This window comes from Paenibacillus fonticola DSM 21315, assembly GCF_000381905.1.
In the GTDB taxonomy this organism is placed as follows: domain Bacteria; phylum Bacillota; class Bacilli; order Paenibacillales; family Paenibacillaceae; genus Fontibacillus; species Fontibacillus fonticola.
Map to the genome: position 1 here is coordinate 71,120 of NZ_KB907267.1, position 18,628 is coordinate 89,747.

18 protein-coding genes and 1 pseudogene are annotated in these 18,628 nt (G+C 46.2%); 15 read left to right on the forward strand and 4 right to left on the reverse strand.

Annotation, left to right across the window (positions count from 1 at the left end):
• Nucleotides 1–21: 21 nt before the first annotated feature.
• Nucleotides 22–1,116: an LLM class flavin-dependent oxidoreductase gene (locus G358_RS0121055; protein ID WP_019639239.1), complete on the reverse strand. Its 1,095-nt coding sequence runs from the start codon at nucleotides 1,114–1,116 to the stop codon at nucleotides 22–24.
• Nucleotides 1,117–1,469: 353 nt separating this feature from the next.
• On the opposite strand from G358_RS0121055, the gene G358_RS0121060 reads away from it, so the two are divergent.
• The 8 genes from G358_RS0121060 (at nucleotide 1,470) to G358_RS0121095 (ending at nucleotide 9,221) form a co-directional block, all read left to right on the forward strand.
• The gene (locus G358_RS0121060; protein WP_019639240.1) at nucleotides 1,470–2,144 is read left to right on the forward strand and encodes a response regulator transcription factor; all 675 of its coding nucleotides are present in this window, start codon (nucleotides 1,470–1,472) and stop codon (nucleotides 2,142–2,144) included.
• Entirely contained in the window at nucleotides 2,141–3,967 is a 1,827-nt protein-coding gene (locus G358_RS0121065) for a sensor histidine kinase (RefSeq protein ID WP_019639241.1), read from the forward strand. Before G358_RS0121060 ends, G358_RS0121065 begins: the two co-directional genes overlap by 4 nt.
• Nucleotides 3,968–4,087: 120 nt before the next feature.
• The gene (locus G358_RS0121070) at nucleotides 4,088–4,774 is read left to right on the forward strand and encodes a GDSL-type esterase/lipase family protein (protein WP_019639242.1); all 687 of its coding nucleotides are present in this window, start codon (nucleotides 4,088–4,090) and stop codon (nucleotides 4,772–4,774) included.
• A gap of 19 nt (nucleotides 4,775–4,793) precedes the next feature.
• Nucleotides 4,794–6,200 carry an MBOAT family O-acyltransferase gene (locus tag G358_RS0121075; protein ID WP_019639243.1) on the forward strand — a complete coding sequence of 469 codons (1,407 nt, stop codon included), beginning with the start codon at nucleotides 4,794–4,796 and terminating at the stop codon, nucleotides 6,198–6,200.
• 13 nt (nucleotides 6,201–6,213) lie between these two features.
• A complete protein-coding gene (locus tag G358_RS0121080; protein ID WP_019639244.1) occupies nucleotides 6,214–7,362 on the forward strand; it encodes a DHHW family protein in 1,149 nt (382 codons plus the stop codon).
• Nucleotides 7,359–7,832 carry a DUF4358 domain-containing protein gene (locus tag G358_RS0121085; protein WP_019639245.1) on the forward strand — a complete coding sequence of 158 codons (474 nt, stop codon included), beginning with the start codon at nucleotides 7,359–7,361 and terminating at the stop codon, nucleotides 7,830–7,832. Before G358_RS0121080 ends, G358_RS0121085 begins: the two co-directional genes overlap by 4 nt.
• A gap of 328 nt (nucleotides 7,833–8,160) precedes the next feature.
• On the forward strand, nucleotides 8,161–8,481 hold the full coding sequence (locus tag G358_RS0121090) for a hypothetical protein (protein WP_019639246.1): 321 nt from the start codon (nucleotides 8,161–8,163) through the stop codon (nucleotides 8,479–8,481).
• Nucleotides 8,478–9,221, forward strand: coding sequence for an ATP-grasp domain-containing protein (locus G358_RS0121095; RefSeq protein WP_019639247.1), 744 nt, complete (start codon nucleotides 8,478–8,480; stop codon nucleotides 9,219–9,221). The genes G358_RS0121090 and G358_RS0121095 overlap by 4 nt, the downstream gene beginning before the upstream one ends.
• Nucleotides 9,222–9,317: 96 nt before the next feature.
• Here G358_RS0121095 and G358_RS0121100 read toward each other — a convergent pair.
• Nucleotides 9,318–9,689, reverse strand: a pseudogene (locus G358_RS0121100) (glycosyl hydrolase family 8); the annotation flags it as partial.
• A 614-nt stretch (nucleotides 9,690–10,303) separates the two neighbouring features.
• Between G358_RS0121100 and G358_RS0121105 the strand changes: the two are divergent.
• Nucleotides 10,304–10,996: a hypothetical protein gene (locus G358_RS0121105; RefSeq protein WP_019639249.1), complete on the forward strand. Its 693-nt coding sequence runs from the start codon at nucleotides 10,304–10,306 to the stop codon at nucleotides 10,994–10,996.
• 68 nt (nucleotides 10,997–11,064) lie between these two features.
• On the opposite strand, the gene G358_RS0121110 is transcribed toward G358_RS0121105, so the two are convergent.
• Nucleotides 11,065–12,207, reverse strand: coding sequence for a family 8 glycosyl hydrolase (locus tag G358_RS0121110; RefSeq protein WP_019639250.1), 1,143 nt, complete (start codon nucleotides 12,205–12,207; stop codon nucleotides 11,065–11,067).
• Between the two features lie 289 nt (nucleotides 12,208–12,496).
• Here G358_RS0121110 and G358_RS34065 point away from each other — a divergent pair, with 289 nt between their 5' ends.
• The 3 genes from G358_RS34065 (at nucleotide 12,497) to G358_RS30630 (ending at nucleotide 14,073) form a co-directional block, all read left to right on the forward strand.
• Nucleotides 12,497–12,592 (forward strand): putative holin-like toxin, encoded by a 96-nt coding sequence (locus G358_RS34065; RefSeq protein ID WP_019639251.1) that lies wholly within the window; start codon nucleotides 12,497–12,499, stop codon nucleotides 12,590–12,592.
• Between the two features lie 223 nt (nucleotides 12,593–12,815).
• Nucleotides 12,816–13,622, forward strand: coding sequence for a hypothetical protein (locus tag G358_RS0121120; RefSeq protein WP_019639252.1), 807 nt, complete (start codon nucleotides 12,816–12,818; stop codon nucleotides 13,620–13,622).
• A gap of 28 nt (nucleotides 13,623–13,650) precedes the next feature.
• Nucleotides 13,651–14,073, forward strand: coding sequence for an SMI1/KNR4 family protein (locus tag G358_RS30630; protein WP_157274439.1), 423 nt, complete (start codon nucleotides 13,651–13,653; stop codon nucleotides 14,071–14,073).
• 46 nt (nucleotides 14,074–14,119) lie between these two features.
• On the opposite strand, the gene G358_RS0121130 is transcribed toward G358_RS30630, so the two are convergent.
• The gene (locus G358_RS0121130) at nucleotides 14,120–14,599 is read right to left on the reverse strand and encodes a hypothetical protein (protein WP_019639254.1); all 480 of its coding nucleotides are present in this window, start codon (nucleotides 14,597–14,599) and stop codon (nucleotides 14,120–14,122) included.
• A gap of 329 nt (nucleotides 14,600–14,928) precedes the next feature.
• Here G358_RS0121130 and G358_RS0121135 point away from each other — a divergent pair, with 329 nt between their 5' ends.
• The 3 genes from G358_RS0121135 (at nucleotide 14,929) to G358_RS0121145 (ending at nucleotide 18,622) form a co-directional block, all read left to right on the forward strand.
• The gene (locus G358_RS0121135) at nucleotides 14,929–15,471 is read left to right on the forward strand and encodes a DinB family protein (protein WP_019639255.1); all 543 of its coding nucleotides are present in this window, start codon (nucleotides 14,929–14,931) and stop codon (nucleotides 15,469–15,471) included.
• A gap of 427 nt (nucleotides 15,472–15,898) precedes the next feature.
• Nucleotides 15,899–17,440 (forward strand): hypothetical protein, encoded by a 1,542-nt coding sequence (locus tag G358_RS34070; RefSeq protein ID WP_019639256.1) that lies wholly within the window; start codon nucleotides 15,899–15,901, stop codon nucleotides 17,438–17,440.
• Between the two features lie 18 nt (nucleotides 17,441–17,458).
• Nucleotides 17,459–18,622, forward strand: coding sequence for an ankyrin repeat domain-containing protein (locus G358_RS0121145; protein ID WP_019639257.1), 1,164 nt, complete (start codon nucleotides 17,459–17,461; stop codon nucleotides 18,620–18,622).
• The last annotated feature ends 6 nt before the right edge of the window (nucleotides 18,623–18,628 follow it).

Here is an 18,628-nt window from a genome sequence, read left to right on the forward strand (position 1 = left end):
TTTATCGCATAATGTTATAGGTCAGACGCTTGGCTCTGCGGCTGCTTTGCTTGTTTGTCGGCGAACGACCGGGGCAACCTTTGTCGCAAGCAATTCTATGCTTCGTGCAACATTAGAAAAGGGGATGCCGCCCACGTCAAGTTGCAACATGAACCGTTGATGGCCAAACAGCTCGTATTGGTGCATAATTTTGTCGATGATTAATTGCGGATCACCTACGAATAGGGCCGTTTCCGGGCTGGTCATTTGTTCGAAATCCTTGCGAGACAGCGTTACGCTGGTTCTTCCAAGCTGACGATCTACATATTGCCGATAATTGGCGTAGTAGGGGAAATACTCGTCTTTGGCCTGCTGCGTTGTAGTGGAAATGTAACCATGCCCTGTAATGGCGACCTTCAGATCGGATGGCTTGTGGCCTGCTGTGTTTCCAGCTGCGCGGTATGCTTCCACCAAAGCTTGAAAACGATTTGGAGCACCGCCAAGGATCGCCAGAGCCATGCCCGTTCCCAGTTTTCCTGCTCGTTCTGCGCTGACAAGGGAGCCTCCTGAACCAATCCACATAGGAATTTGCGGTTGGACGGGGCGTGGGGCAATTTCCGCTTCCTGGAGGGGAGCACGAAACTTGCCTTGCCAAGAGACATTCTTCTGTTGATTTAATTTCTGGAACAGTTGAAAGTTCTCCATGAACAGCTCATCATAGTCATTCAGGTCATAGCCGAACAGAGGAAAAGACTCCAGGAAAGCGCCGCGCCCAGCTATAATTTCAGCCCGTCCATTCGATAATAAGTCTAGCGTGGAGTACTCTTCAAATAGGCGCACAGGGTCCGTTGTCGTCAGGACCGTCGTAGCGCTAGTTAATTTGATTTGCTTTGTAGCTTGCGCAATGGCTGCCAAAATAACCGATGTTGCCGATGCGGCATAATCCAGACGATGGTGTTCACCGACTCCAAATATATCTAGTCCCGCCTCATCGGCCAGCTTCGCCGCCTGGATTATGTCCTGCAGCCGCTGCCGGCTGCTAATGATTTCACCATGATGTGGATCAGGAACAAGATCGCCGAGGGTATAAACTCCAATTTCCATTCCTTGATGTTTATTCTGCATGCTGTCGTTCATTGCTGAAACTCCTTCATTAAGGATTACCGTGTATTCGAATTGTTTGCAATCCATGGTTTGTTAATGCAAAAACTTATAATTCTATAATAATATAAAGAGCTTAATATAGGAACTAACAATTATAAAGTGACATTCCATGCGTAATTTAAGGAATGAGATGTATAATTGTGGAAGGGGATTTAATTGAAATAGGGAATATGGAAGAGTTGCAATTAGCGCTCAAATCCGTGAGCGAATAGAAGCCTGGTTGGAAAATTTAGATTTTACGGTAAAAGGAGCCTTGTATAGAATAAGGTTGTAGTTCAACTTACATTTTAAAGACAATCTAGAGAGATGGATAAGAGGTAGTTAAAATGCCGAAAAGGATACTTATCGTAGAGGATCATCAGATATTAAGGGAAATTACGAAGGAATATTTGACGGATGAAGGTTATGAAGTGCTGGAGGCGAGCGACGGCCATCAAGCGATGGCGTTGTTCCAAGAGCATGAGGTGCATTTGGTTATCCTGGATATTATGCTGCCGGAATTGGACGGATGGTCAGTATGCCGGCGAATTCGCAAAGCCTCGAATGTGCCGATTCTGATGCTGACGGCCCGTTCGGACGAGGAGGATACGCTGCTTGGATTCGAGCTTGGGGCGGACGATTATGTGATTAAACCATGCAGTCCTCCCATCCTGCTGGCCCGCTCCAAGCGGCTGCTAGAGAATCGGAGAACGCCCGGGCAGGGGGAGACGTTATCCGGCGGCGGGATTACGATCGAATTGCCGTCCCGGACCGTTTTGGCGGGGGGAGAGTACTGCAGTCTAACACACACGGAATTCGAAATATTAACTTACTTAATGAAAAATAAAAGCATCATCCTCACCCGGGAGCAGCTCATCACCAAAATTTGGGGCTACGATTTCGATGGCGACGATCGTACGCTTAGCAGTCATATCCGCAATTTGCGCTCCAAGCTTGGAGGGCATGCCAAGCACATCGTCACCGTTGTTCGCTCAGGGTATAAATTCGAGGAACAGCCATGAGAAGCCGCATTGTATTCAAGCTGTTTCTGCTTACGACGGGGCTGTGCCTGATTGTGATCGCGAGTTTGATTTTCGGACAAACCGTGTTCTTCAAGCAGTTTTACGTGCAACAAAAGACGGAAAAGGTGCAGGAAGCTCTTCGCTCCTACCGGCAGGATGCGCTGGTCCAGGCTGGGGATCCCCACTCCGAAGTCAGGAAGGAGCAGGAGTTCTATGCAAATACGAACGCTTGGCTCGCTGTATTGGACCATCGGGGCTACTTGAAATATGCAGATGATTATGAGATGGAGGTCCGGTTGGAGCACTCGGATGCTAACCCCGATCTGTCGGGCAAAACGCTCCTCGTGCCATTGTATACGGTGATGGATGTGGAGGATGCCAGTGCTGATAACCCGTTGTTCCCCGATTCATTTATCAAAGAGGGGCAGCAGATTGCCATGGAAGGGATCATGTTTGAGGGCCAATTGTATCCGCAGCGGATCGGGAGAAGCACATCCAACCTCAGAGAGGAGGGCCGACTGGAGAATCGGCAGCTAGTCGCCAAAGAATATGAGGTTGTTCCGAGATTTGCCAGCCCGACGGAGTATCATGAGCACTACCCCAGTGAGCTCGTTCGCGGAACCATTACGCAGGTCCGGATGCCGCAAGGCGAGCAAGTATCCCGCTATACGAACCGTCTATTACTTAACCGGGTGAAGGATTTTCAGGCGGATCTGCTGTATGGGGACCTCACGGAGCAGACGAGTACCGTAATGGATTACGTGGAGAACGAAATTCATTACAAAATATTTGTAGAGCGCATAGTCGACCAGGCGGGCAATCCTGCCTACCTGTTTGCAGTAACATCGCTGCAGCCCGTGAGTGAAGCCGCAGGCGTCTTAAGACATTATTATGGCTATATTGTAGTTGGCACCTTGCTGCTCGTTGTACTGGCCTCCCTTTATTTTTCCCGTAGAATCGCCGCTCCCTTGCTTCGAATGGATGCGATGACGCAAAAAATGGCCAGGCTGGACTTCTCGGAGAAGATCCCTGTCCGGACCGAGGACGAGATCGGCAGCCTGTCGCGGAATATCAATCGGCTCTCGGATATGCTGCACGAGCATATAGACCGGCTGGAGCAGGATATTGAGCGGGAAAAACGGTTGGAGCAAACACGAAAGGAATTCATAGCGGGAGTGTCGCATGAGCTGAAAACTCCGCTTAGCGTAATGGAAGGCTGCCTTTATATTTTGAAGGACAAAGTGGATAGTCCGAGGCGGGACTATTATTTTGCGGCGATGGAAGATGAAGTGCAGAAGATGAACCTGCTGGTCAACGATATGCTGGAGCTGGCGAGATATGAATCCGGTACGTATAAGATGACGATGGATTCATTCCGGATGGATGAGGCTCTGGAACGGATTTGCGCGAAGCTGGCGCCGGATATCGGAGCCAGGCAGATCCGTCTGCACACCCATCTTGCCCCCGTTGAAGTCGTGGCCAATCGGCATCGGATTGAGCAGGTGATCGTCAATTTCCTGACGAATGCCATACGCTATACACCGGAGGCGGGAGAGATCATGATCTCTGCGGCCGAAGAGGAGAATACCGTTAAGGTCTTCGTTGAAAACAATGGTGTTCATATTCCCCCTGAACAGTTGGAGAGGATATGGGATCGATTCTATCGTGGCGAGCAGTCCCGTCATCGTTCAACGGGCGGAACAGGATTGGGCCTTGCAATCTCCAGACAGATTCTCGAATTGCATGGTGCACCGTACGGGGTAAGGAATACGGAGCAGGGCGTCTTGTTTTATTTTGAATTGAAGAAAGCAAAGAAAGCGTAGAACTTGGATTCTGCGCTTTTTTTTATGGATGTATACTTCATCTGCATCTCATCTGCATTTGATCTTGATCTCTCACTATTATTCTAAATAAAAAACAGGATATAGGAGAGGAATTCAAACATGTCAAAAAATAAAATGATAATCATGCTGATCGGAATCATTACATTGCTCTTAGCGGCGTGCGGGAACCAGAACGGTAGTCGGAACATCGCTTCTTTAACGCTTAATGAAGGGGATAACCCCACAGCCTCACAGCAGGATTCATACAAAAACCTGTTCCAACGGAGCGTTTTTCTCGGAGATTCGATTACGGAAGGCTTGTCCTACCATGATGTACTGAACGAGGAGAATGTGCTTGCCGGAGCAGGGAAGACGGCTCAATTCGCGCTGGAGGATGTGGAGGAGCTGGTGAAGCGAAAGCCGGAGCATATTTTTATTCAGCTAGGCTCAGATGATATTTTGTGGCCAACCGACAACCCGAAGGAATATTCGCTATCGTATTACGCTCAATTGATCGATGAGATCGCGGGTAAACTTCCAGACGCGGCGATTACGTTATTATCGGTGACCCCAGTCACAGCGGAAGCGGAGAGCTCCGAGCCCCGTTACCTGAATATTGGCGAGTACAATGAGGGAGTGAAAGAACTGGCTGCTGAGAAACAGGTCGGCTTCGTCGATCTGTCACCGATTGTGGCCGATCATACCGAGCTGTACGATACGGACGGCATTCATTTCCAGGCAGAGTATTATCCGATCCTGCTCGATTTTTTGAAGGATAAGCTGGTTCATGGGATAAACACAAAGTAATGGTGTAGGGGGAGAAGCGTTGGTATTCAGCAGTCTGATTTTTTTGTTCCAATTTCTACCCACTGCGTTATTGGTTTATTATTTGTCGCCCAAGAAGTTAAGAAATGCCGTTCTGTTCACCGCTAGTCTTATCTTTTACGCGTGGGGAGAACCGGTCTATGTCGTCATCATGCTCTTCTCAACCGTCTTCGACTACGCTAACGGGATCCTGATTGGCAAGTACAGACATCGCAAATCATTGGCCAAGGTAATTTTCATCAGCTCGATCTGCGGCAATTTGGCCATTCTCGGCTTCTTCAAGTATGCCGGGTTTGTCGTTGAGAATATAAATGCTCTGTTCGGCCTGCATTTGCAGGCCCTGGATCTGCCGCTGCCGCTTGGCATTTCCTTTTATACGTTCCAGACGATGTCTTATGTGGTGGACGTATATCTTGGGAAAGTGAAGGCCCAAAGAAACTTCATCGCCTTTGGCGCCTACGTTGCCATGTTTCCGCAGCTGGTTGCCGGCCCAATTGTCAAATACGGCGATATAGCGGGACAACTGGTCTCCCGAGAAGTAACACTGGAGCGGTTTGGGGAAGGAGCGGAGTGGTTCATCCGGGGATTGGCTAAAAAGGTGCTGCTCGCCAACAACATTGGCCTGCTGTGGACGAGCGTGAAGTCAACGCCGCTGGAGGAATTGACCGTCCTTTCCGCCTGGCTTGGAATTCTGGCGTTTACGCTGCAAATTTACTTTGATTTCAGCGGGTATTCGGATATGGCGCGGGGCCTCGGCAAGATGTTTGGCTTCGACTTTCCGGAGAATTTCAAGTACCCCTATATCTCTAAAAGCATTACAGAATTTTGGCGCAGATGGCATATATCGCTAGGCTCCTGGTTCCGGGAATATGTCTATATTCCGCTTGGCGGCAATCGGCTGGGCTTGCGCAAGCAGCTCCGAAATCTCTTGATTGTGTGGTTCTTAACTGGTTTGTGGCATGGAGCGAGCTGGAGCTTCATTGTATGGGGGCTGTATTTTGGCTGCTTCGTAACAGCTGAGAAGCTGTTTCTTCTCAAGTGGCTGACGCGCGGGCCAAGCTGGGCAGGGCATCTCTACACGCTGCTGATCGTCGTGGTAGGGTGGGTCCTGTTCGAATTTGAACAATTGTCCGCGGCAGTGGCGTTTATCGGAACGATGTTCGGTTTCGGAGGGCAGGGGCTGGCGAATGGTCAAGCGCTGTATGACCTGTCTGCAAACGGAGGCTTGATCGTTCTCCTGGTTGTATTCGCGACGCCGCTTCCAATGAAAATGGCTGAGCGCATCAAAGACCGCTGGAATCAGGGAGGCGTGATCGGTGTGCTGGCGTGTTATTTCATCAGCCTGGTTTTGTCGACGGCTTATTTAGTCAACGAGTCTTATAATCCGTTTTTATATTTCCGCTTTTGAGGAGGGAGTGATCTTGATCGGACATGACAAACAAATTCGTACCATGACAGCCTGGATGCTGCTGCTGTTTATCGGGGCGATGGTCGTTATAAACATTTTGACGACCGACAAGGCATTCTCGGAAGCGGAGAACCGGGTGCTCGAGGGGCGGCCTGCTTTTGAACTGCGTTCCCTCATATCAGGAACGTTCACGACCAATTATGAGAGGTATGTTTCCGACCAATTTGCATTCCGCGGCGTTTGGGTCGGAATCAAAACCGATGCGGATCGCCTTGTGGGCAAGAAGGACAGCAACGGTGTATACCTGGGCGAAGACGGCTATCTTTTTCAGCAATTTACATTGCCGAATGCTGCGGAAGTGGAGGAGAGGAGCGCAGCCATCCATTCGTTTCACCGGGCGACGCAAGGCTTAAATAAGTATGTCATGCTGGTGCCGACCTCGGCCGCGCTGCTTGCGGATAAGCTGCCGGCGAATGCGCAGATTGGTGACGAGCGTGCTGCTATAAATCAAGTTCGGGAATTGCTTCGCTCCGATATTCGCTTTGTTGAGGTGTACCCCGCATTGCATGACCGCCGGGAGGAGTCCATCTATTACAAGACGGATCATCACTGGACGAGTACAGGCGCTTATTACGGCTATCAGGCGTTGTGCAGGCGGATGGGCATCGTTCCGAACAGTGAGGCGGAGTTCGATATCCGACTAGCAACGGATAAATTTTACGGATCACTCTATTCGAAGAGTGGCTTTCGCCATCTTCAGCCCGACCGAATCGATCTCTATCTGCCACGGGAGGAAAACCAGATCAAGGTGGAATATGTAGATGAAGGCCGTACCACAAATTCCTTGTATGAATTGGAGCAGTTAAACAAGAAGGATAAATATGCGGTCTTCCTGAACGGCAACCACCCGCTGATTCGAATTACGACGGCGAATCCCAACGGGAAGAGGCTGTTGGTGGTCAAGGATTCGTACGCCAATAGTCTGATACCTTTTCTTGCGGAGCATTTCGCCGAGATCGATGTGGTCGATCTTCGGTACTACGACGAATCACTGCTGAAGCTCGTACAAGATCGGCAGTTTCAAGACATGGTCATCCTTTACAATGTTCACACGTTTTTTGAAGACATATCTATTCTGAATCTATCGGAGGTAGCGAAATGAAGCGACTATGGATCATACTGCTTGTGCTTTCCGCTATAGCGGGAATATTGGCGGGATGCACCGGGGACGAGGAGGCTCCGGCATCGCTGACGGCTGCAGAAGTAGGGGAACGTATCCTGCAAGCAGCAGATCTTCCCGGCATGAAGCCGGGGGACCAGGAGAAGCTGCAAAAATTGTATCACATCGAACCAAGCATAGTGGAGGATTTCATACTGTATACGGCTTCCTCCAATGTGAAGGCGGAGGAACTGGCCGTCATCCAGGTCAAGGATGCGAGTGAAGTCGATCATGTCCTGGAAAAAGTACAGGAGCGAATCCAAGCCCAATCCGTCAAATTTAAAGATTATCGCCCAGAGGAGTATTATTTGCTGGATAAGCATATTTTGAAGGCCAAAGGACGGTTTGTTCTATTCGCGTTGTCGAAAGAGGCTGGTCAAATGGAACGCGCGTTTGACGATGCTTTGAAATAAGGCACTTCAAGCATAATTCTGCAATCCTTGTAGCTGAAAGGTTAGATCATGTTTCGTTTCGTGTATCATGATGTTTTTAAGGGTCTATGATCTCATGGAGAAGCCGTAATCGCGCTTTTGACAGCAAAGGATGTATAATCATGTAAGAGGCAGCGAATTGTGAGGTAAAGAAGAATGAAGTCTAGTATGTTTTTGAACTCTGAAAGGCTGACTTATAGGCCAACCATGACTCTGATTTAGAGATGGTATTAACGATTGAAAATGACCATGAGAACATTTCATATATTAGTGGAGAACTATTAGAACTTGTAATATGAAGAGGGATCGCATGAAAAAATTTAGATTTAATAAGGCGACTGAAATAGGGCTCTTATTTATTGTTCTAGGATCATGTATTAAGTTTGCTAATCATTTGTATGCTGTATTAGTGAGTATTGGATTCACAGAAGGTGTCATCACAAATGTAGAATTCAATATATATCGTTTTAAAATCTTTACAACAATAGAGCAGTATGAGGTACATATTTCACCAACATATTCAATTTCGGTGCTTCTGATTATATATCTTACAAAACTAGTAATAGATTATTTAAAACATCGTAAGCAAGAAAATAGGTTTTATGGAGATGAGGAGAGGGAAGGGTCATGAGAGCGTATATACAGGCCGATAAGAATGGGGACTTCTTCAATGTAAATGCATTTGTAGCTAATGAAGGTTTCGTATCATTAGGATGGGAAACAATTAAGTATCATGACATTAGAGAAATCAAAGATAATTACCCAGAGGATTTAGTGGTTGGCGGAATTGGTAACGTAAGAAAACGTCTTGAAATATTGGGAATAGAGAGAGGTCAAGGAGAAATAGATTATCCTGCCTCGCTGTCTCATTATTTTGGCAGAAAAATATGGTCTACAACGATTCGCGAACTTTTCGAACATAACCAGAACAATTGGAATGTTTTTATAAAGCCAAGGGATATTACGAAAAAGTTTGCTGGAAAGGTCGTCAAAGAATATAAGGATTTTATAGGATTAATGGAGGAAAATAAGGATACGAATATTTGGTGTTCGGAAGTAGTTGATTTCGTAACAGAATGGCGCTGCTTTATACGGTATGGGCAAGTACTTGATATTAGGCCTTATAAAGGTGCTTGGGATTCAAAATTAGATTTAAGAGTTATAGAAAATGCGGTTAGGGACTTTGTTGATGCGCCAATGGCATATGGTATGGATTTTGGAATTGATCATGAAGGAAATATGAAGCTCGTGGAAATTAATGATGGCCATTCTCTAGGAACTTACGGAACTAGCCCCTTGAACTATGCAAAATTTCTTTCAGCTAGATGGGCAGAGTTAACTGGGACTACAGACTATTTAAGAAACTTATGAACGTATTATTAAAGGCAGGACAACGCGAAGTTGTCCTGCCTTTTCATGCTTGCGCGCGCTACCACCAGTCATCGCAATCAGTAAATCCGGTAATTTCCGCTCGTCGGCCAGCAGGGCGAACAAATCATAAAAATGAGGGAGATGGTATGACGGATCGCTAAAAGGAGATTCCGGTATAAATTTGATCAGCTTCGTTTCCGGGTCCCACATCGGATCACCGCCATTTTCGTCCTGATGCAAGCATGCGCTCAATATCGCTCGGGCTTGCCCGGAATAGTTATAGGGTTCCGGCCCGTCTCCCCAACGGTTGGCCGCGAAGAAAAGGGCCATCGCGAAAAATTCCTCTCCGTCCGGCGCAGTTCCTTGGGAAATGAGGGTAGCGTCCGGTTTGCAATGCCAGGCGAAGTAATCGGCGCAGCGGCCCTCTATATGTTGCATGAACGTCTTCGAGAAGTTCCATAACTTTTCTTTTTCGGTTTCCTCACTTGAACATTTGGACTCAGAAGAAAGCTTCAACTATATGTGTAATATACCTGCACTTCGGCTTTTTGATGTATAATTGTGGAAAAAGCATCGGCGATTAATGATTTTTTAAAGAGAATCATTGTTATTATTCTTTAAACGGATCAAATCATCAAGAAACAGGGAGTTGGTGATTCATTATTAAGCAAATCATTAGAATAAATATTGTCAAAGGATTAGCAGATTAACCGGTTGGGATATCAACACAACTAATACAATTAACTTCATAACTATATTGGCTGATATTATATTAGGTACAATGATCATTTATTTACTAACAAAAAAGTGGCTGGATAGAAGAAAATTGAACTATACCACTGCCATACTCTGGGCGCCTTATTTTATTTTGTTTGCATATATCTTTACCTTACTATTTCCAATCACAGATGGCGGAGATGATCCAAATCCAGTTACAGGTTTAATAGTCATAGGAATGTTATTTGTATATCCGATTTATATTCTATTTATAAACTTGATCAGCGAGAGTCGTATTAAAAATCCATTATCTTAGATTACTCCGTGCTAGTTTTGAAAAACGGCAAGTTTAAGGCGGGAAGTGAGTGAGCAGCGTGAACAAGGGGATAAACCTCGTACATAGTATAAAAAGTATTGAATCAAATAAGTTAGGAACGAAGCTAAAGATGTTTCGAATATTGCTTTTCCTTATTTTTGGGGCGATATTAGGCCTTTTGGCAAAATTCGCCGATACGGTAGGGATTAACGTAGATAGTACTGCTCTGCTGAAAATTTATCAGTATAGCTTATCCATGATCTCAGACATTACAACCAACTTAGGAATTTGGGTTTTTATTGCTGCAGTAATTGCAGCAAGGAGTCGTTCTCCTAAAGCGGCAGCAATACACGTATTTGTATTTTTCTTTGGAGTTTTGTTAGCGTATTATGTTTACTCCACTATGTTGTTTGGTTTTTTTCCAACATATTATTTTTATAGATGGGGCCTTATCTGTTTGTTATCACCAATAGGAGCGTATGTAGTGTGGTATGCTCGTGGGAAAGGCTGGATTGCAGCTATTTGTTCGTCCCCACCCATTGCATTACTACTAACCATAGGGTTTGGCTTTTTTTATACACACTCGTTACTTCAGGGAATTAATTTATTGTTATCTATACTATTATTAGTCGCTCTTCCAAGTAATAATGTGCAGCGTTTGCGTGTACTGCCTTTTGTTGCGGTTTTGTTTTTCTTAATTAAGAAATTGGAACTGATTTCCCTGCTGTTTGGGGGATTATAAATAAAATGAATTGTGACCATATAAATCAGGCTGGACAACGAAAAGTGTCCAGCCTTTTTCCCTATAATTCAGTAAATCCGGTAATTCCCGCTCAAGGCCAGCAGGCTGAAGAAGTACAGGCAATTGTCGTAATAGCGGCGGACGCCGGTGCGAAGCGGTGTGTTCCAGAACAAGCGAACGAAATGCTCCGCGTCCGGGCCGTCGGCAGCGAGGGATGCCATCGCGTTAGTCGCCAGAAGTCCGACCGGATGCAGCGCTGGCTCATCGAAAGGCTTTCCGTCAATAGTATAACGGCGGTAGTCGGAAACCTCGATGTCCCGGAAAAACGCCTGAATCCGGTTGGATTGCTCGACCTGCCATGGGTCCTGATGGAACCATACCCAATCTAAGCCGATATTCGCGGCCACCCGGTATGAATCGCTGAAGAAATGACGGAAATCGCCATGCCGCTGCGGCTCTGCAGGGGTTCCGTCAAAGTTTGCGTATTCCGGAGCAAGGCCGGTTTCCGGGTGGCATGCCGTATGTAGGTAAGCGCGGCTGGCTTTAGCAGCCTCTCGCCAAAACGCTGCGTCCCGGTCGTCGGCTAGCAGAGCAAATAAATCGTAAAAATGCGGGAGATGGTATGACGGATCGCTAAAAGGAGATTCCGGTATGAATTTGATCAGCTTTGTTTCCGGGTCCCACATCGGATCACCCTCGCCGTCTTCACCCTGATGCAAGCATGCGCTCAAAATCGTTCGAGCCTGCTCAGAATAATTATAGGGTTCATGCCCGTCCCCCCAACGGCTTGCGGCGAAGAACAGAGCCATGGCAAAAAACTCCTCCCCATCCGGCGCAGGTCCTTGGGAAATACGGGTACCGTCCGGCTTGCAATGCCAAGCAAAGTAATTGGCGTAGCGGCCTCCTGTATGCTGCATGAACGTCTTCGAGAAGTTCCATAACCGGTCGAACTCTTCCTTTTTGTTCATTTGCACAGCCATCATCATCCCGTAAGACATGCCTTCCGACCTTACGTCCAGGTTGCCGGTATCGAGAATATAGCCTTTATCGCCGCCCATCGGGGAATAGATCCGCACATCCGGTTCTCCATAAAACAAATCGGTCCATGCCTGTTCCAGCTTGGCATTAATTTCTGCCTCGGAATAACCAAGCTCCTTGAACAGGTTCCTGTATTTTTGCGTATAAAAAGCACCAAGCTGGCTCGTAGACATATAAACAACCTCCATTTTTCATGAGTTTGTTATATCATAGCACAGCAGCAGGTGTACAAATTAAAGCGTTTTCCTAAAAAATATTAGTATTTCTCTTTAAATGAAAGGACAATGTGTATTTAAGGTCGGTGTACAAGCTAAGGAACACAACTTGTTTTGAGGGGAGCATCGCATCTATTAAATAATACGCGAACGAATGTTCTTCACCTTGATGGTATAACATGGTAGAATAATAAAAGACAATTGAATTTTGGGTGGGCATAGTATCCCTCCGAAAGGAGGTGATACTATGGAGGTCAGGGATGCAATTACAATCATGATTCTATTTTCTACTTTTGTCGTTGCACTTTTATCATACATTTCAAATAACAACAAGAAGAAGTAAGAACCCACCCCTAAGGTTAGCGCCAAGGGTGGGTTCTTATCCATTCAAGACTCAAGAAGGGATAACCCCATCCAAGCCAATTGTTAGCCGAGTGTTAGCGCACTCGGCTTCTCTATAAATATGATAACATAATTGGAAAAAGAAGTGAACTGAAAGTGATTTCCCCGTATTACATATCATTTCAACATCATTTCCATAAACGATACAAGAGGTGAACGGGAGTATGATCTTACCTTCTCAAAAATTGATTTTACAGATGGAGCAGTCAGAGAAAGATTATATGAAAGACAGGATGGAAGCCATTCAGAATCGACAGGGGAATCCTGAAGGAGTTGAAATTGCTTACTTCGGCAACGCCATGTGTTTATACAGCAAAACGATGCCTTGGCCTGGCTTCAACACCGTTAAAGGGCTAGCTGCGGAAGACCTTGAGTACCTTGATCCAATTATGGATTTTTACGCCAGGAGAGAACGAAAGGTCCAATTTGAAATTGTTCCATCCAAAGTTGACCAGCAAGTACTATCGGAGTTAAGTAAGCGGGGCTTGTATCAATCAGGATTTCATGTATCGACATATTGCGCACCTCATGATGAATTAATGGATATCCCTGATCATGTGCAGCTTAAGGAAGTGGAAGAAGAAGACTTTGCAGTATATGCTGCAATCCATTGCCGCGGGACAGGGTTGCCGGACAGTGGAATCCCCCACGTGGCAGAAAACAACCGAGTGCTATGGCAGCGTCCTGGTTGGAAGTACTACATGGCATTTGTAGCAGGACAACCTGCTGCGGCTGGTGTGATGTACACAAAGGAGGGGATATCCTCACTGACATTTGCAGCGACTTTACCGGAGTATAGAGGGCAAGGATTACACTTATATTTACTGAATGCCAGATTAAATGAGTCAGCCCGGCAAAGCAGCGAATTGGCCGTCGGACAGTGCGCATTTTTGTCTCAAAGTCATAGGAATATGGAACGAATCGGGATGAAAATAGGATATGTAAGAACTTCGTGGACAGCTTTTTCATAGAGAGGAATTTGAAGCCGAAAGTCGGCAATTGGATGTTAGCAGTATATTTGCTGGGGGCTTTTCATGGAGTTTGAAGGACCTCCCAAGCGTAGAGCTAGATAGAAAAGGATGGGAGCTTGAAGTTTTTTCAAATGTTAATGATGAGTATGATTGTGTTTGGCATAATAAGCTAGGTTTTATGGAGGTTGGCAACGGGGACTACATTGCGTTTGACCTGCTAGTTCCAAATGATCCCCCGGTAGTGTATTTATCACATGACGATGGGCAAGGACATGGCTATATTTTAGGTCATAACTTTATAGACTTTATGAACAGATGGACCAGAATCGGGTGTGTAGGCCGTGAAGGCTGGCAGATGTTTCCCTTTCTGGAAGGGCCAAATACAGGCATTATGCCCGATAGTGAAAATGCGATTAAATGGAGGGATTATTTGAAAGTTTCCTTGGGTTAGCTTCGAAGCGGATATTTCCTGACACTTTCTGTTCGGCAGCATTATCTCAATCCCTATTTAATGGCGGTGATTTTTTTCGGGCCTCGTCATCCTGTTTTTTAATTTGATCACCTAATTTTGCAAGAAGAGTAATGATCCCGTATAAAAAAAGGGCCAACAGCAATTCCGTTTGAAGATTACCGATCTCTACACCGTCAATCCATTGATCGATCCAGTAAATCATTCCTCCAAAAATAGCGACTAGTATCATCTCCTGAATCACCAGGCTTACAAGCTTGAAGCTGTTTTGAAATACATGCTTTCGCAAACCGTCTAACATGGAGCCGATGATGCTTAATACGCCTACAGCAAGAATCAGAAGCCCCATGAAGGCAAACGCTGAAGCAATGGAGGAAATCCGAAGATGAATAAAATCAAGGCTAAGCAGAGCATAGGTGGCGAAGACGAGAATAGCCACAAGGATAAGAGTTATCCCGGCTAGTACAAGCATAAGCTGAAATCGTTCCTTCTGATTACTTTTGTTCAACGGTATGAGCCTCCTATTCAATAGAAAGAAAAAAGGGATTTTTGGGAATAATAGGACGATGTTTTATAATTATATCAAATTTTTAGGGTTTTTACATTTGCATAGCTTGTTTAAAAAGGAGCATAGACATTTGCCAAATGACGAATTTAGAATTATAAATGCCTTGATTTTGCAATCAGCTATAGATCAGATAAGATCATTAAGTTTCTTGAGGAATATAAATGAATAATGCCCGAAGAAAAATTTGATTACAAAGGCACTTGGCTATATTTCTTAATGGCGTTAACTTAATTGCATATTGTAAAACCATACAAGCTGGAGGCGAAAGCATGCTGAACATGGATCATATTTATCTCATTACAGATATACCGGGTTATTCACCTCAAATTAGTCGCTTACTGTCGATGATGAATTACGCAAGGTATACCACACTCGAATCAGTAAAAAATTTATCTATTGACCAATTAGACTTCCTGTTGGATTCGGAGAGTAATTCAATAGGCGCTTTATTACTGCACTTTGCAGCAGTTGAATATGCCTATCAATTGGAAACTTTCGAGAAAAGAGAGTTGAATGAGCAGGAAATGCTGATCTGGGGACCCGCATTGAATCTCGGTAAAGAAGGACGGGAAACGATTAGGGGAAATGATCTTAGTTATTATATAGATAAATTAAATGAGGTCAGAAACAGAACATATGAATGGTTTAAAACGGTTAATGATGACTGGTTATATAAAGAAGAAGAGTTTTGGCATAAGAAACAAGCAAACCATTATTTTATGTGGTTTCACGTTTTTGAAGACGAAATCAACCATAGAGGTCAGATCAGGTTAATAAAAAAGAGACTCAGTAGGGCCTCGAATGTACATTAGAAAAGCTCTGCATGGACCCCAATTGGGGTCCTTTTTGTATTTCGATATTTCGGCATTTTTTAGAGGAGGATGTTGAATAGTTATTTAATAAAAAAATCGTTATTTCATCATTGTTATTGTATCCTCCGTTCAATAAGATAAATCTCGATTTTACCTTGCTCACCATTACTTCAATAGTTCAAATTATATACTTCATACATATTTTACTCTCATCCAAGAAATCCTATATCAAGCGTTCAAGTACACATTGAGATTAGCTTAGTCACATTAAAAAAGCGGTTAGCGATCAAGTTGCTTTCAAGCTGCGGACAAACAAGGCAAACCGCAAACCGTGGTTGTGCTGACGACGTACTGGCTTGTGGAACATCCCAAGCCGAGTACATATTTCGTTACTGTGTACTGAATTACATCTTAGGGGTGAACGAAATTGGATAAAGTAAAAACGGATCTTTGGCGGAAGGGCGACTGGGCTGCATACTTCGGCCTGCTGGCCAACAACTTGACGAACCTGTTAACCATGAGCTCGCTGCTGCTGTTTGTGGTTGGATTTCCTAAAGAGATGGTATATGGTAGAATCGTTCCCGCTTTCGGACTATCCATCTTTATCGCCAGCGTATGTTATTTCTGGTTTGCAATCCAGCTTGCCAAGAAAACGGGAAGAAGCGATGTGACCGCCCTTCCATCGGGCCCCAGCGCGCCTTCTATATTCACAGTTACCTTCCTCGTTATCTTGCCTGTCTTTAAAATGACGAACAATGCCGAGTTCGCATTTCAAATCGGGCTGGTGTGGTGTTTGTTTGAAGCGGCCATTCTCATCGTGGGAGCATTCCTCGGCGACACGATCCGCCGTTTGGTGCCAAGAACCGTTCTGCTGTCCACCCTGGGGGGCTTGGGTCTCTTATTGCTTGCAATGAACCCGATGCTGCAGACGTTTGAAACGCCGATTGTCGCATTTGTGGTGCTGATCATTATCTTCATTAACTGGTTCGGTAAATCGCCTGTTTTCAAAAAAATCCCTACCGGATTCCTGCTGCTCCTCGTGGGTACTGCCTTAGCCTGGATCTTCGGCTTGCAGAACCCTGAAGCTGTAGCCGCCGGGCTGGGCGCAATAGGCTTCAACCCGCCGGAGGTGCATGTAACCAGCTTGATCCAAGGCATTCCGAATGCGGTGCCATACCTGGCATCTGCGGTGCCGCTCGGTTTGGCCAACTATGTGTTCGATCTGGAGAATATCGAAGCCGCGCATGCAGCGGGAGATCCCTACAGAACACGCCGTGTCATGCTGGCCAACGGGATCTCCTCCAGTATCGGTGCTTTCTGCGGAAATCCGTATCCGGTAACGGTCTACATCGGGCACACCGGTTGGAAGTCGATGGGGGCGGGTATCGGTTATTCGATCGCCACGGGGGGTTCGATGCTGATCATCGCCTTGTTCGGGCTAGGAGCATTGCTGCTATCCGTTATACCGGTCGTGGCAATCGTACCGATCCTGGTCTATGTCGGTGTTGTATCCGCGAATCAGGCCGTAAGGGAAACGCCGAAAATGGAGGTGCCCGTCGTCTTCATTGCCATGTTCCCATGGATTGCCAACTGGGCATTAACGATGGTCAACAATATTTTTAGTGCGGCAGGCACAGACGCAGCGAGCGTCGGAATCGATGTGCTTCTCTCGAAGGGCGTGTATTACAACGGTTTGTTCCATCTAGGCAATGGCGCGCCACTGAGCAGCTTGCTCTGGGGCATGCTGACCATATTCGCTATACAGAACAGACCGCTGAGCGGCCTGATTGCCGCATGCATCGCCTCCGTGCTATCCTTGTTCGGTATTATCCATTCGGCCATGGTCGAATTCGCGAATCCCGGGATAATGCCGTTCGTATGGTCGTATCTTATGATTGCTGCGATCTTTGCATATAAGTATTTTACGGATCGCAATCCGAAGCTCGGAGAACCGGCGAATGCGAAGTAAAAAAGGAGTGATTACGACATGAATCAACCACTGAATGAAAAGCTTATTGAAGCCAGTGAACAAGGCGATTTGTCCGCCGTCGAACAGCTTTTAAAAGAAGGGGCGAGCGTGGAATATAAAGACGCGGGCGGCCGGACTGCATTGATGGCAGCTGTGCAAAAAAACCGCATCTCCGTCGCAAAACAGCTGATTGAAGCGAACAGCGATGTCAACGCCAGAGACGTCACTCAGTTGACCCCGTATTTATGTGCGGGCGCCAACGGGTTTCATGAAATCCTGAAGCTGACGATAGCGGCAGGGGCCGATATCAGCAGCGTAAACCGCTTTGGAGGAATCGCCCTGCTGCCCTCCAGTGAGAAGGGCTACTTAAGAACCGTCCGGGTTTGCCTGGATAGCGGCATCGCGGTGAATCACGTGAACGACCTAGGCTGGTCGGCCTTGCTGGAGGCCGTCATTCTCGGCAACGGCGGCCGCTTGTACTCCGATATCATTGAATTGCTGATCGCAGCGGGAGCCGACCCTCATCTAAAGGACCGGGATGGAAAATCCTCACTGGAGCATGCGCAAGCTATGGACCAGACGGAAGTCATCAAGATCCTGAAGAACGAAAACAGAGGGCAGCACGAGGCGATTTTGCGGGCAAAAAAGCTTATCAGCACGGATAACTACGAGGAAGCGCTCGGTATCATGGATGAGGTTCTCGGCAAGGAGAGCAGCAATGCCGATTTAATTTATTACAAAGCCTATTTCCTAAGTGAACTGGAGCGTTACGCCGAAGCGCTTGAACAGTATCGCAAAGGGCTTGCGCTAAATCCGCACGATCTCGATTTTTATTTCTACACCGCAAATACGCTCCGGTTGATGAGGAAGCCGGAAGAAGCGCTCGCCGAATACGATAAAGCTGTGGAGCTCGCTCCGGAGGAAACTTTCTACAGATACCACAAATCCAATTACTTAAGAGAATTAGGGAGACACGAAGCTGCTGTCGCAGAAATGGACAAACTGCTGGCACAGCAGCCGCACCGCTACGATTTCTCTTTTCATAAAGCAAACAGCCTGCGTTCCCTGGGCAGACATCAAGAAGCGATCGAGGCGATCGAGAATGCGATCAAGCACGATCCAGAAAATCCGCTGTATCACAAGCATAAAGCCCAGTCGCAAGAGCTGCTGGACGAGGCCTGAAGCAAT